The organism is Sodalis sp. (in: enterobacteria) (genome assembly GCF_051710625.1).
Classification (GTDB): domain Bacteria; phylum Pseudomonadota; class Gammaproteobacteria; order Enterobacterales; family Enterobacteriaceae; genus JBPESN01.
In genome coordinates, this window is the sequence record NZ_JBPESN010000068.1 from 1 (window position 1) to 12,387 (window position 12,387).

At 56.7% G+C, this 12,387-nt stretch carries 13 protein-coding genes and 3 pseudogenes; 12 read left to right on the top strand and 4 right to left on the bottom strand.

Annotated features, from left to right (window positions below; all coding sequences use genetic code 11):
* Both ACTBDU_RS13530 and ACTBDU_RS13535 read left to right on the top strand, forming a co-directional pair.
* Positions 1 to 226: pseudogene (locus ACTBDU_RS13530) on the top strand (IS3 family transposase); the annotation flags it as partial.
* Between the two features lie 216 nt (positions 227 to 442).
* Positions 443 to 832 carry a sugar transporter gene (locus ACTBDU_RS13535; protein WP_438806820.1) on the top strand — a complete coding sequence of 130 codons (390 nt, stop codon included), beginning with the start codon at positions 443 to 445 and terminating at the stop codon, positions 830 to 832.
* Positions 833 to 907: 75 nt separating this feature from the next.
* On the opposite strand, the gene ACTBDU_RS13540 is transcribed toward ACTBDU_RS13535, so the two are convergent.
* From ACTBDU_RS13540 to ACTBDU_RS13550, 3 genes are all read right to left on the bottom strand, one after another.
* On the bottom strand, positions 908 to 1,135 hold the full coding sequence (locus ACTBDU_RS13540; RefSeq protein WP_438806821.1) for a hypothetical protein: 228 nt from the start codon (positions 1,133 to 1,135) through the stop codon (positions 908 to 910).
* Positions 1,136 to 1,163: 28 nt separating this feature from the next.
* Positions 1,164 to 1,346: a hypothetical protein gene (locus ACTBDU_RS13545; RefSeq protein ID WP_438806822.1), complete on the bottom strand. Its 183-nt coding sequence runs from the start codon at positions 1,344 to 1,346 to the stop codon at positions 1,164 to 1,166.
* Between the two features lie 152 nt (positions 1,347 to 1,498).
* Positions 1,499 to 1,783: a chloride channel protein gene (locus tag ACTBDU_RS13550; protein ID WP_438806823.1), complete on the bottom strand. Its 285-nt coding sequence runs from the start codon at positions 1,781 to 1,783 to the stop codon at positions 1,499 to 1,501.
* Positions 1,784 to 1,844: 61 nt separating this feature from the next.
* Between ACTBDU_RS13550 and ACTBDU_RS13555 the strand changes: the two genes are divergently transcribed.
* The 10 genes and pseudogenes from ACTBDU_RS13555 to arnF all read left to right on the top strand — a co-directional run bounded on the left by ACTBDU_RS13555 (position 1,845) and on the right by arnF (position 11,858).
* On the top strand, positions 1,845 to 1,982 hold the full coding sequence (locus ACTBDU_RS13555; RefSeq protein ID WP_438806824.1) for a hypothetical protein: 138 nt from the start codon (positions 1,845 to 1,847) through the stop codon (positions 1,980 to 1,982).
* A 416-nt stretch (positions 1,983 to 2,398) separates the two neighbouring features.
* Positions 2,399 to 3,493, top strand: a pseudogene (locus ACTBDU_RS13560) (ABC transporter substrate-binding protein).
* A 173-nt stretch (positions 3,494 to 3,666) separates the two neighbouring features.
* Positions 3,667 to 4,242: a hypothetical protein gene (locus ACTBDU_RS13565; RefSeq protein ID WP_438806825.1), complete on the top strand. Its 576-nt coding sequence runs from the start codon at positions 3,667 to 3,669 to the stop codon at positions 4,240 to 4,242.
* A gap of 238 nt (positions 4,243 to 4,480) precedes the next feature.
* Positions 4,481 to 5,620 (top strand): UDP-4-amino-4-deoxy-L-arabinose aminotransferase, encoded by a 1,140-nt coding sequence (gene arnB / locus ACTBDU_RS13570; RefSeq protein ID WP_438806826.1) that lies wholly within the window; start codon positions 4,481 to 4,483, stop codon positions 5,618 to 5,620.
* A gap of 1 nt (position 5,621) precedes the next feature.
* Complete coding sequence (gene arnC / locus ACTBDU_RS13575; protein WP_438806827.1) at positions 5,622 to 6,602, top strand: undecaprenyl-phosphate 4-deoxy-4-formamido-L-arabinose transferase; 981 nt, start codon at positions 5,622 to 5,624, stop codon at positions 6,600 to 6,602.
* Positions 6,599 to 8,581 (top strand): bifunctional UDP-4-amino-4-deoxy-L-arabinose formyltransferase/UDP-glucuronic acid oxidase ArnA, encoded by a 1,983-nt coding sequence (gene arnA / locus ACTBDU_RS13580; protein ID WP_438806828.1) that lies wholly within the window; start codon positions 6,599 to 6,601, stop codon positions 8,579 to 8,581. The genes arnC and arnA overlap by 4 nt, the downstream gene beginning before the upstream one ends.
* On the top strand, positions 8,578 to 9,471 hold the full coding sequence (arnD, locus tag ACTBDU_RS13585; protein ID WP_438806829.1) for a 4-deoxy-4-formamido-L-arabinose-phosphoundecaprenol deformylase: 894 nt from the start codon (positions 8,578 to 8,580) through the stop codon (positions 9,469 to 9,471). Before arnA ends, arnD begins: the two co-directional genes overlap by 4 nt.
* A gap of 7 nt (positions 9,472 to 9,478) precedes the next feature.
* Positions 9,479 to 11,134: a lipid IV(A) 4-amino-4-deoxy-L-arabinosyltransferase gene (arnT, locus tag ACTBDU_RS13590; protein ID WP_438806830.1), complete on the top strand. Its 1,656-nt coding sequence runs from the start codon at positions 9,479 to 9,481 to the stop codon at positions 11,132 to 11,134.
* Positions 11,131 to 11,466: a 4-amino-4-deoxy-L-arabinose-phosphoundecaprenol flippase subunit ArnE gene (gene arnE, locus ACTBDU_RS13595; RefSeq protein WP_438806831.1), complete on the top strand. Its 336-nt coding sequence runs from the start codon at positions 11,131 to 11,133 to the stop codon at positions 11,464 to 11,466. Before arnT ends, arnE begins: the two co-directional genes overlap by 4 nt.
* Positions 11,466 to 11,858: a 4-amino-4-deoxy-L-arabinose-phosphoundecaprenol flippase subunit ArnF gene (gene arnF / locus ACTBDU_RS13600; RefSeq protein WP_438806832.1), complete on the top strand. Its 393-nt coding sequence runs from the start codon at positions 11,466 to 11,468 to the stop codon at positions 11,856 to 11,858. The genes arnE and arnF overlap by 1 nt, the downstream gene beginning before the upstream one ends.
* A 57-nt stretch (positions 11,859 to 11,915) precedes the next feature.
* Here arnF and ACTBDU_RS13605 read toward each other — a convergent pair.
* Positions 11,916 to 12,387: pseudogene (locus ACTBDU_RS13605) on the bottom strand (IS3 family transposase); the annotation flags it as partial.

Consider the following 12,387-nt stretch of genomic DNA (forward strand, 5'->3'; position numbering starts at 1 on the left):
ACTATTGGGATAACAGTCCGATGGAGCGCTTCTTCAGAAGTCTGAAAAACGAGTGGATACCGGTAACGGGCTACATAAGCTTCAGCGAAGCAGTTCATGAAATTACCGACTATATCGTGGGATATTATAGCGCACTCAGGCAGCATAAATATAACGGTGGGTTGCCACCAAACGAATCAGAAAATAGATACTGAAAAACGCTAACGCGGTGGTCAGTTTTAGTTGACCACTACATTTTGGGGTGTGACCCTGTTCATTCCGATGGTGGTAAGCTCACTTGGATTCAGCGGCTTGTCGCAGGGGCTGGCCAGTTCATTGCCTTATTTCCTGGCGATTCTGTTCGCCATTCCCATGTTTTATGTTTTATGTTTTATGTTTTATGTTTTATGTTTTATGTTTTATGTTTTATGTTTTATGTTTTATGTTTTATGTTTTATGTTTTATGTTTTATGTCAGCGACAGAACCCAGCGTCGCGGGTTAATTGCCGCCGCCGGACTGTCGGTGGAGGGGATCTTGCTGCCCCTGATTGCCAGTTCGCTGGTGAAAATGGCCGTTATCACACTCTCCATCGCCTGGTTTACCAGCTATTTTACCACCAATATCTGGTCTATTATCACCTCCAGCCTCAGAAAAGAAGCGGTCGGGGCGGCATCCGGGATCATTAACGGTATCGGCGCGGGCGTCGTCGAGGGCACCACGGCGGGCTTTGTGGTCGAGTTTCTTCACGCCAGCACGGGCTCCTATCTGCTGGGCTTCGTGGTCATCGGCGCTGTTGCTATAGCCGGCGGACTCAGCCTGTATACCTATTGGCATACCAAAGGCGCGGGCTGAGAACTTGCCGGCAAGCCGCAAGCTGTGAGCCACAGGCCACCGGCGACGTGCGGCAAGGGCGACTCGGTCCTCTCGTCACGAGCGGGATAGCGGCGCGGGGGAGGTTGTCGCCTGCGACCGTTCCGATACCCCGACGGCGCTCTGCGCCGGGGTAAAGTTATCCGCCGCGCCGTGCGCTGCCCACTGCTGACAAAGTTTAGAGAGACACATTGCGCCGATGACGGCGAACGCCCCCGGCGCGGTGCCGGGCCACACCCCATTCCAGGCGCCGCTCAGCAGGCAGGCAGGCAGGCCGCGCGCCACGGTTCAATCCCGGCGTCAACAGCCCTCCTTAGGCGCCAGCGCGAAGACTGCCCCAAATCGCCGCGACCTTCAGAAATAACAGCGTTGCCGCTGCCGTTATCAGCAGGTGATTACTAAAGCTCAACTGCGCGGGGCCTTTGCCGTTGCCCAACAAGGCCGGAAAATACGCCGCTAATAAACTAATAAGAGTAAAATTCAGCAGACACAGCACGGGCAGCAGAGCGTTGCGCGGTGCTCTGTCCCGGGTACTGCGCGTGAGGCGGCCAAAGCCATAGACGGGCCAGCCCGAACAGCGGTCCGACCAGCAGCGACCAGACTAAAAGTGAAGGCGTGACCGCTAATCCGGACAGGTGATATTGCGTTTCATTGCCAAGCCCCGCCCAGGCCAGCGCCGGGATCATAACCGGGAAGCTGAACGTTCTCATCAGCACTTCCAAAACAAATAACGCACCGGCCAACGGCACACACCGCCGCCAGCCCGGCGCCCACTTCGCGAGGCGCGACCTCGCGGCCCAGGGGCGATCCTAGCGCCACGGTGATGATTTGCAAGAGCGCGTGGATAAGCGTTGCCACCACCGGCATGGCCGGTTTTACGGCTGCTAATGCCCGGGCAATGCTGACCAGCGGGCGGCCATAGCGATAAAGCACCCACCAGACCGCAGAACAGCAACACCCCTGCCCGGCGCGCGGGGGCGGCGGCGGTAACGCCTTGCAAAAAACTTTCCTGACTGATGATATGCGGCAAGCTGTAGCCGAAAAAGAGGTGCTGTATGGCATAAAGCAGCATTGCCAGCAGCATACCGCTAATGCCGGCGACAATGTTGGTGAGGATGACCACCAGAGCTAAAACGAAATAGGAGCGTGATAGGAATTTTGTCATGATGCGATTTAAACGGTTGAGATTGAGATGATAGCGTCATCAAAACGACATTGCCCGGTGAAGCTGGATCGTTTAAATTAAGTCACAACGAAAGTGCTGCTGCTACCCGCGAAAAACGGCTACCGAGGGGGCCGATAATGTTTTTCCATTGTTTATTTAAAGATGGTTTAATCTTTAGCCGACACTCAGACGGGCTTCCTGCGTAGCGGGGTGTAGCAGGGCGCAGCGCGACAGCAAGGCAACCCTTGTGGGCGGCTTTTCGCGATTGGCCCAGCGTGAGCAGGTGTTGAATTGCGCTGATGGGGTTGGCTAACAATCCTCTATATAATAATAATTATCACTTCCAATTATAAAGACAGGGCATACATGTTTTAAAAATCAAGATGATAATAACTTTAGGGGCGCTGTGCGCCGCGGCAAACTGCCGGGCAAGCACCTATTTATTGACCCTCACCAATATGGACGGTTAAACGATCACCCTGGCGAAAGAGCCTGAATATGTCATATTGCAAGACGGTCGCGATATTTTTTCCCTGGCGCTGCTGGATCGGAAAAATCCTTTTCGCCGCGTGGTGGCCTGGAATAATCTACCTAAAAAGCAAAACGTCCAGACCTGGGCGTTGCTGAAAAAAACCTGGCTGGGGCCGCTGGCGACATTATCGACATGGGATTTAACGATCAAGGACAGGTCAACCTGAAGAGCGTTATCGCCCAGAAACCGGACCTGATGATAGCTCAGCTACGGGTGAAGCCAGCGCTGTAGCAAACCGGCGTTATCAGCAATCTGCAACAATTGGGTATTCCGGTACTGTTTATCGATTATGAACTGCATCCGGCACAAAACACCGTCCCCAGTATTACTTTGTAAGGCAAGGCATTAAATCAGGAGGCGCACGCCGGAGAATATACTGCGTTTTATCAGCAACGCTTCGCTTATATTCAGCAAACCATTAATAATATTAAAATTAAACCCACGGTATTTATCGAGCCTATCGCCGGCAATAGCGATAACTGCTGCTTTACCTATGGTCGCAATGGCTGGGGCGGACTCGTGGAATCGGTCGGCGCCCACAATATCGGTTCATCACTGTTGCCGGGCGCATCCGGGTTTGTTTCGTTAGAGAAAATCATCGCCATGAAGCCGGACGCCTATATAATGACAGGTTCCAAATGGCCGAATAACAATATATTGTCGTTTGGTTATAGCGTTAGCCATAAGCAGGTTGGTGCAGTATTTAATACCCTTATTCACCGCACCGGTATTGGACGCCGTCGCGCCGGTCAAGGCGGGGGCGGTCTTTGGGGTATATCATCACTTCTATAATTATCCATATAATATCATCGGAATAGAAATTCTGGCCAAAGACCTCTATTTACAAGCATTCCCCAGCCTGGATCCGACGGCGGATTATCACCACATTATTACCACCTTCACCCGCATCCCAGACGCGCCGATCACGCTGAGCCATCAGCCTTAGCCTTAAGGCATGACCACTGTCAGCCGGCGGCCGGGTGAGAAGGCACCGCGGCGCGTTTGACGCCATAAGGTGCGCCGCCGGGTGATTTATGGTCAGGGGGGACGTTGACGACGTACCCCCCTTAGCAGCAGAGAAGGGCACAGACGCGGGGTGAATGTGGGCAGGGCGGCACCATGCTAGCGCCACCGCTTTCGGCGGCAGAAAATGACGGCGTTGCCGGACGTCGACGCACAGGCGTTACGTCGCCGACCTACCGCGCCCGGCAATCAGAATGGCGCCAACGCAGGACAGCCGGCGGCAAAAACGCTGTCATGGGGTCACATCTCAGTCCGCGGCCGTCATGTTTTTGTACGATGTTTATCGCACTCTCTTACCCAGCCAGCGCCGGCTTTGGCACCCTTGGCCGAGGCGCATTTCATCACACTTGCCCACCACGATATCTTAACGACGATATCCGCAAGCGCACTTGTTTCTTACTCATAAGGAATACACAAGTAGGCTGTGCGCAGAAAAAGGAAACTTTATCAGCCTTTTCGCCGAGGTTACGGCCGCCGGAAGGGGGGGGGGTTATGGCAATTATCAGGTCAAGCTTATTGATTTCATTAGGCAATGCTTTAATTATTTACCTGAATAAAGTGAAAAAAAGGAGACGTCAGGCGAAAGCAAACGATTTCATTTATTGCGCTGATTTACCTATCGTGGCCGAGACTAATAGAAGTCAATACAGCAATGAGAAAAATGTTACATAACGTGATGAAAGAATATACGCGTATGAGTGGGTAAACATAACTTAAACTAACATTTAAAAATAGCCCTATTCATTGCCGCGCCTAATTTTTATTTAAGGAAATTCAGTTAAGATCCCTTCGGTTTGTAGCGCGGTCATTCATTATAGAACTTTACCGTTCGGCGGAAATACAGTTCACGCCAATTGTGTTGCTTGCTGCCGCTCGATCTTGACTCGCCATTTTTAATGGAAACCGAATAATGTCTGAATTTTTGCCGTTCTCCCGGCCAGCGCTGGGCGAAGCCGAGCTTGCCGCCGTCAGGGACGTACTGCGGTTCGGCTGGATCACCACCGGGCCGAAATGCGCGCAGCTGGAGCAGGAGTTTTGTCAATTGACCGGCAATCGACATGCCATTGCCGTGAGTTCTGCGACCAGCGGTATGCACGTGACGCTCATGGCCTTGGGGCTAGGGCCGGGCGCCGAGGTGATTACGCCTTCGCTAACCTGGGTTTCCCCCCTGAACATGATCTGTCTGCTTGGCGCCGAACCAATCATGATTGATGTCGACCGCGACACGCTGATGGTGACGCCGGCGTTGATTGAAGCGGCGATCACACCGCGTACCCGCGCGATTGTACCGCTACATTACGCCGGCGCACCGGCGGACATCGACGCCATTCGCGCGCTGGGTGAACGCTACGGTATTCCGGTGATTGAGGATGCAGCGCATGCAGCGGGTACCGCTTACAAAGGTCGTCACGTGGGCGCCGCCGGCACCGCTGTTTTCTCGTTCCACGCCATCAAGAATATGACCTGCGCCGAAGGGGGGATCGTGGTGACGGATGACGATGCGCTGGCGCAGCGCATCCGCAGCCTGAAATTTCACGGCCTGGCGGTGGATGCGTTCGATCGCACCATGCAGGGCAGGGCCCCGCAGGCGGAAGTGATCACGCCGGGCTACAAATACAATCTGGCCGATATCAATGCCGCCATCGCGCTGGTACAGCTCGAAAAACTGACGCAGCACAACGCGCGCCGGGCGCTACTTGCCCGGCGCTATTTGCACGGTCTGGCCGACACGCCGTTTTTGCCGCTGGTGCCGCCAGCCTGGGAACACCACCACGCCTGGCACCTGTTTATCATCCGCGTCGACGAGCGGCGGTGCGGCATCGATCGCGACGGCCTGATGCAGGCTCTGAAAGAACGCGGTATCGGCACCGGCCTGCATTTTCGCGCCGCCCATACGCAGCATTACTACCGCGAGCGTTTTCCCGATCTGGTCTTACCGGCCACCGAGTGGAACTCCGCGCGTATATGTTCACTCCCGCTTTTCCCCTCCATGAACGATGACGATGTCGAGCGCGTAATTACCGCGCTACGCGCCATTGCCAAGGTTTGATATGACGACACCCATGAAAATTGACAAAGTTTCAATCGTAATTCCGGTCTATAACGAGCAAGAAAGCCTGCCCGAACTGATGCGCCGCACGGTAGCGGCCTGTGAACAGCTCGACGCCGCCTATGAAATCTTGCTGGTGGATGATGGCAGCAGCGACGATTCCGCCGCCGTGCTGACCGCCGCGGCGGAAGCGCCGGGCAGCCATATCGTCGCGGTATTGCTCAACCGCAATTATGGTCAGCACTCCGCCATCATGGCGGGGTTCAGCCATGTTACCGGCGACCTGGTGGTGACGCTCGATGCGGATTTGCAGAATCCGCCGGAAGAGATCCCGCGGTTGGTCGAGGTGGCGGCGCAGGGTTACGACCTGGTGGGCACCCTGCGCCAGAATCGGCAGGACAGCTGGTTCCGCAAGCGGGCCTCACGCATGATTAACGCGTTGATCCAGCGTACGACCGGCAAAGCGATGGGCGATTACGGTTGCATGTTGCGCGCCTACCGCCGCCAGATTATCGACGCCGTGCTGCACTGCCACGAGCGCAGCACGTTCATACCGATTCTGGCCAATACCTTTGCCCGCAAAACCATCGAAATCCCGGTAATGCATTCGGAAAGGGAATTTGGCGATTCCAAATACAGTCTGATGAAGCTCATCAATCTGATGTACGACCTCGTTACCTGTCTGACGACCACCCCGCTGCGCATGCTGAGCGTTATCGGCAGCATGATTGCCCTGCTGGGGTTTGCCTTTTCCCTGCTGCTCATCACGTTGCGCCTGTTTCTCGGCTCCCATTGGGCGGCTGAAGGCGTATTTATGCTGTTTGCGGTGCTGTTTATTTTTATCGGCGCGCAATTCATCGGCATGGGGCTATTGGGAGAATATATCGGCCGCATCTACAACGATGTGCGCGCCCGGCCCCGTTATTTCGTCCAGCGTGTGGTCAGCCAAAATTCACTCTCGTCTCAACAGGGAACACAATGAAAGCTGTCATTTTTGCTTATCATGATATGGGCTGCGTGGGCGTCACCGCCCTTATCAAGGCAGACTATACTATTGAGGCCATCATTACCCATCCTGATGCGCCGTCAGAGAAAACGTTTTTTGGTTCAGTGGCGCGCATCGCCGCAGAACATAATATTTCGGTTTTCGCGCCGGATGACGTTAACCATCCGCTATGGATAGCGCGCATCAAAGCGCTGGCGCCGGACGTGATTTTCTCGTTCTACTATCGCCAGCTGCTTTGCCAGGAGATCCTGAGCCTGCCGACGGTCGGCGCGTTCAACCTGCACGGTTCGCTGTTGCCGCGCTACCGCGGCCGCTCGCCGCTGAATTGGGTGCTGGTCAACGGCGAACAGAAAACCGGTGTCACCCTGCATCGTATGACGGCGCGCGCCGATGCGGGCGCCATTCTGGCGCAGCGCAGCGTGACGATTATGCCGCAGGATGACGCGCTGACGCTGCACCGCAAGCTGTGCGAAGCGGCGGCCGGGGTGCTGGAAAAGGTATTGCCGGCGATTCGCAAGCAGCGGTGCACTGAAACGCCGCAGGACGAGAGCGTTGCCAGCTATGTGGGCCGCCGCACGTCGGAAGGCGGCCGCATCGACTGGGGGCAGCCGGCCGCGACCCTGGCCAATCTGGTACGTGCTGTGACCGATCCCTGGCCGGGCGCCTTCAGCTATGCCGGCGGCGAGAAATTTATCATTTGGAAGGCACAGGTGCGGCCGAATAGCGACGTCGCGCACCCCGGTACGGTTCTGTCCATCAATCCGCTGGTTATCGCCTGCGGCAGCGATGCGCTGGAGGTTCAGACCGGCCAAAGTCAGCAGGGCGTGTATATGCAGGGCGGCCAGCTGGCGCAAGCGCTGGGACTGGTGAAGGGCGCCTTGCTGAATCCGCGTCCGCTGGTCAGCCATAAGCGTCGCACCCGCGTACTTATCCTGGGCGCGAACGGCTTCATCGGCAACCATTTGACCGAACGCCTGCTGCGCGACGGCAATTACGAGATTTACGGTCTGGATATCGGTACCGATGCGATAAGCCGCTTTATGGTGAACCCGCTTTTCCATTTCGTCGAGGGCGATATCAGCATCCATTCGGAGTGGATCGAATATCACATCAAGAAATGCGATATTGTTCTGCCGCTGGTGGCGATTGCCACACCCATTGAATATACGCGTAATCCGCTGCGGGTGTTTGAACTCGATTTTGAAGAGAACCTGAAAATTATCCGTCACTGCGTTAAATACCAAAAACGCATTATTTTCCCGTCGACGTCGGAAGTCTATGGGATGTGTACCGACCCGGCATTTAACGAAGATGACTCCAGCTTGATAGTGGGGCCTATCAATAAACAGCGCTGGATTTACTCGGTGTCCAAACAGCTTCTGGACCGCGTCTTGTGGGCCTATAACGAAAAAGAAGGGCTGCGCTTCACGCTATTCCGTCCCTTTAACTGGATGGGGCCGCGGCTGGATAACCTGAACGCGGCGCGTATCGGCAGCTCGCGTGCGATTACGCAGCTGATTTTGAATCTGGTGGAGGGGTCGCCCATCAAACTGGTGGACGGCGGTGCGCAGAAACGCTGTTTTACCGATATCAGCGACGGTATTGAGGCATTGTTCCGCATCATCGAGAACAAGGACAACAATTGCAACGGTCAGATAATCAATATCGGTAACCCGGACAATGAAGCCAGCATCCGGCAGTTGGCGGAATTGCTGCTGGCAAGCTTTGAGCGTCATCCGTTGCGTCAGCATTTCCCGCCCTTTGCCGGCTTCCGGGATGTGGAAAGCAGCAGTTACTACGGTAAAGGCTATCAGGATGTGGAGCACCGTAAGCCGAGCATTCGTAATGCCAAACGCTTGCTGGACTGGACTCCTTCGGTGCCCATGGCGCAGACCATTGACGAAACGCTGAACTTTTTCCTTCAAACCGTCGATTTGCCGGACACGGCGCAATGAAAAACGTCGGCCTGCGTATTGATGTCGATACCTGGCGCGGTACCCGCGATGGCGTGCCGCACCTGCTGGAATTGCTGGCGGCGCAGCAAATCCAGGCGACGTTCTTTTTCAGCGTCGGGCCGGATAATATGGGGCGCCATCTGTGGCGCCTGGCAAAACCGCAATTTTTGCTGAAGATGTTGCGCTCCCGCGCCGCTTCGCTTTATGGCTGGGATATCCTGTTAGCCGGCACCGCCTGGCCGGGTAGAAAAATCGGCCAGGGGCTGGCGGCGCAGATCCGCGCCGCCGCGGCCGACCATGAAGTCGGGCTGCACGCCTGGGATCATCTTGCCTGGCAAACCTGGGCTGGCGTATGGGGCGAGCGGCAATTGACGGAACAGATTCGACTGGCGCGGGATGCGCTGACCGCCATTATCGAGCGGCCGGTGACCTGTTCAGCGGTCGCAGGCTGGCGTGCGGACGATCGCGTGGTGCAGGCCAAGCAGCCCTTTGACTTTCACTACAACAGCGACTGTCGCGGCACGGAGCCGTTTCGGCCGCTGCTGGCCAACGGCGCGTTTGGCGCGGTGCAGATCCCGGTGACGCAACCTACCTTTGACGAGGCCATCGGTCAGACGACTACCCGTGCCGGCTACAACCGTTTCATTCTCGACAGCATCAAGGCCGATCGCGGGACGCCGGTTTACACCATTCACGCCGAGGCGGAAGGGATTGCGCTAAGCGAAATGTTTCAGGAACTGTTGTCGATGGCGGCGGCGGAAGGCATCCGCTTTTGTCCGTTGCGAGAGCTTCTCTCCCAGGATAGCGCAGCGCTCCCGGTCGGTCAGGTGATGCGCGGCGAGATTCCGGGACGAGAAGGGTGGGTTGGATGTCAGCACTTGTTAAAGTGAGTCGAGAATGAAATCCCTTAAACCCGGTATCGGGCTGATGTGCGTTATTGCCCTGTATTATCTGTTGCCGCTGTCGTTTCGCAGCCTGTGGCAGCCGGATGAAACCCGTTACGCTGAAATAAGCCGCGAAATGCTGGCGAGCGGCGATTGGATCGTCCCCCATTTCTTGGGGCTGCGTTATTTTGAAAAACCGTCCGGCGGCTACTGGATTAATAATCTCAGCCAGTGGGCGTTTGGCCACACAAATTTTGCCGTGCATTTTGGTTCCGCGTTCTCGATTGCCCTGACGGCGCTCATGGTGTACTGGCTGGCGCTGTGGTTATGGCAGGACCGGTGGCTTGGTCTGACGGCGGCGGCGATATACAGCTCCTGCCTGCTGGTTTACAGCATCGGGACCTATGCGGTGCTCGACCCGATGATTGCCTTGTGGCTGGCGGCCGCCATGTGCGCTTTCTGGCGGGCGGTACAGGCGCCCCGCGGCTGGAGTAAGGGGCTGGGTTATCTGGCACTGGGCATTGCCTGCGGGCTGGGATTCATGACCAAAGGCTTCCTGGCGCTGGCGGTACCGATGCTTAGCGTTCTGCCGTGGGTCATTGCGCAAAAACGCTGGAAAGAGGTGTTTATTTATGGGCCGCTGGCGCTACTCGGCGCCGTGGCGATAAGTCTGCCGTGGGTTATCGCCATCGCGCACCGCGAGCTGGATTTCTGGCATTATTTTATCTGGGTCGAGCATGTTCAGCGCTTCGCGGAAGACAATGCCCAACATAAAGCCCCTTTCTGGTATTACCTGCCGGTGCTGCTGGCGGGGACGCTGCCCTGGCTGGGGCTGCTGCCAGGCGCGCTGCGTCGCGCCGCCTGGCGTGAACGTCAAACGCAGAGCGGGGCATTCTATCTGCTGGGCTGGGTCGTCATGCCGCTGCTGTTTTTCAGCCTGTCAAAAGGCAAGCTGCCGACCTATATTCTTCCCTGCTTCGCGCCGCTGGCCCTGCTAATGACGCGCTATGCGGCGACGTGTGGCGGGCGGGCGCTAAAGGTTAACGGCGTCCTGAATCTGCTGTTCGGGCTGTTGTGCGTCATCACGGTAGCCGGCGTGTTGGCTCCCTGGGGCCTGGCAAAGCATCCGCTCTTTGCGCAAGATGAAGGTCGCAAAGTGCTGCTGGGGGTGCTCGGTTTCCTGGTCTGGGCGGCGGTGGGCGGGCTGACCCTGCGCGCGCCGACCGCACGCTGGCGCTGGGCGGCGCTGTGTCCGCTAGGGATTGCGCTGCTGGTAGGGCAGGCAATACCACAGCAGGTGATCGACGCCAAGCAGCCGCAGTCATTTATCCAGACCGTGCGGCCGCAGCTGGAAAACAACCGCTTTATTTTCGCCAATAGCGTTGGCGTGGCGGCAGGGCTTGCCTGGGAGCTGCAACGTAGCGATATTTCATTATTTGAACGCCAGGGAGAGCTGGCCTACGGTCTAAGCTATCCCGACGCCGCCGACCGTTTCATCCGCGAAGAGGATTTTTCCGACTGGCTTCGTGAGCGCTGCAAAGAGGGCTCAGTGGCGCTGGTACTGCTGCTTCCTGACGGCGAGACGCGGATTAGTTATCTGCCGCGGGCGGATGAGACGTACCGGCGCGGACGGCTGGTGCTATTAGCGTACCATCAGCGCCGGCCATGATGTATCTGCTGATTTTCCTCGTAAGTTTGCTCAGCTGCGCCGGGCAGCTTTGCCAGAAACACGCCGCCGGCGCCTCATCCGGTGCCGACGAGCTGCGCCATCGGGTGCGCTGGTTGGCAATAAGTCTGTTGTTGTTGGGCGGCGCCATGCTCGTGTGGCTCTGGGTCTTGCAGCGGGTACCGGTCGGCATCTCCTATCCGATGTTTAGCCTTAATTTTGTGCTGGTGACGCTGGCCGCCCGTTGGCTGTGGCGAGAACCTGTATCGTTACGCCACGGCTGCGGTCTGCTGCTGATAGTCGCAGGCGTGATGTGCATGGGGGTAAATTTGTGATGGGCTACGGCTGGGCGTTGTTCAGCGTGGCGTTGGTCAGTGCCGCACAGCTGCTGTTGAAATGGGCAATGATGCATTTGCCGCCGCTTGGCGCCCTCCGACTGTGGCTGGACCCGGCTTACGCGGAACCCCTCGCTTTGCTGGCGGGGGGCTTGCTGGCCTATGTCTGTTCCATGGCATGCTGGTTTATGGCGTTGCGCCGTTTGCCGTTGAATAAAGCCTATCCGCTGCTCAGCCTGAGTTATGTCCTGGTGGCCGCTTGCGCGTTAATGATCACCGAATTCAATGAGCGGTTTACGTTTTCGTGCCTGATGGGCGTGGCGTTAATTTGCGGCGGCCTGCTGTTGATTTGCCTGCCCGCCGGCGGTAAGGGCGACACGCCGCGCCGCTGAGATAGCCAACGGCGGCAAGGGCGACACGCCGCGCCACTGGGCTGTCAATGGGGAGCAAAAACTGGCCACCGCGTTAGCGTTTTCCCAGTATCTATTTTCTGATTCGTTTGGTGGCAACCCACCGTTATATTTATGCGGCCTGAGTGCGCTATAATATCCCACGATATAGTCGGTAATTTCATGAGCTGCTTCGCTGAAGCTTATGTAGCCCGTTACCGGTATCCAGTCGTTTTTTAGACTTCTGAAGAAGCGCTCCATCGGACTGTTATCCCAACAGTTACCACGCCGACTCATGCTTTGTTTGATCCGGTCACGCCACAGCAACTGTCGGAACTGCCTGCTCGTATAGTGGCTACCCTGATCGCTGTGGAACATCACTTCGGCTGGTTTACCACGCGTTTTCCATGCCATTTCCAGTGCTTTGATGGTCAGTCTGCTGTCCGGGGAGAACGACATAGCCCAGCCCACCGGTTTCCTCGCGAACAGATCAAGAACAACCGCAAGGTATGCCCAGCGTTTCCCGGTCCAG

Bases quoted from the DNA above. Each gene is read 5' to 3' on its own strand.
- arnC (WP_438806827.1), top strand. From the start codon at position 5,622: ATGACGACACCCATGAAAATTGACAAAGTTTCAATCGTAATTCCGGTC.
- arnF (WP_438806832.1), top strand. From the start codon at position 11,466: ATGGGCTACGGCTGGGCGTTGTTCAGCGTGGCGTTGGTCAGTGCCGCA.
- arnB (WP_438806826.1), top strand. From the start codon at position 4,481: ATGTCTGAATTTTTGCCGTTCTCCCGGCCAGCGCTGGGCGAAGCCGAG.
- ACTBDU_RS13535 (WP_438806820.1), top strand. From the start codon at position 443: ATGTTTTATGTCAGCGACAGAACCCAGCGTCGCGGGTTAATTGCCGCC.
- arnD (WP_438806829.1), top strand. From the start codon at position 8,578: ATGAAAAACGTCGGCCTGCGTATTGATGTCGATACCTGGCGCGGTACC.
- arnE (WP_438806831.1), top strand. From the start codon at position 11,131: ATGATGTATCTGCTGATTTTCCTCGTAAGTTTGCTCAGCTGCGCCGGG.
- arnA (WP_438806828.1), top strand. From the start codon at position 6,599: ATGAAAGCTGTCATTTTTGCTTATCATGATATGGGCTGCGTGGGCGTC.
- arnT (WP_438806830.1), top strand. From the start codon at position 9,479: ATGAAATCCCTTAAACCCGGTATCGGGCTGATGTGCGTTATTGCCCTG.
- ACTBDU_RS13565 (WP_438806825.1), top strand. From the start codon at position 3,667: ATGCTAGCGCCACCGCTTTCGGCGGCAGAAAATGACGGCGTTGCCGGA.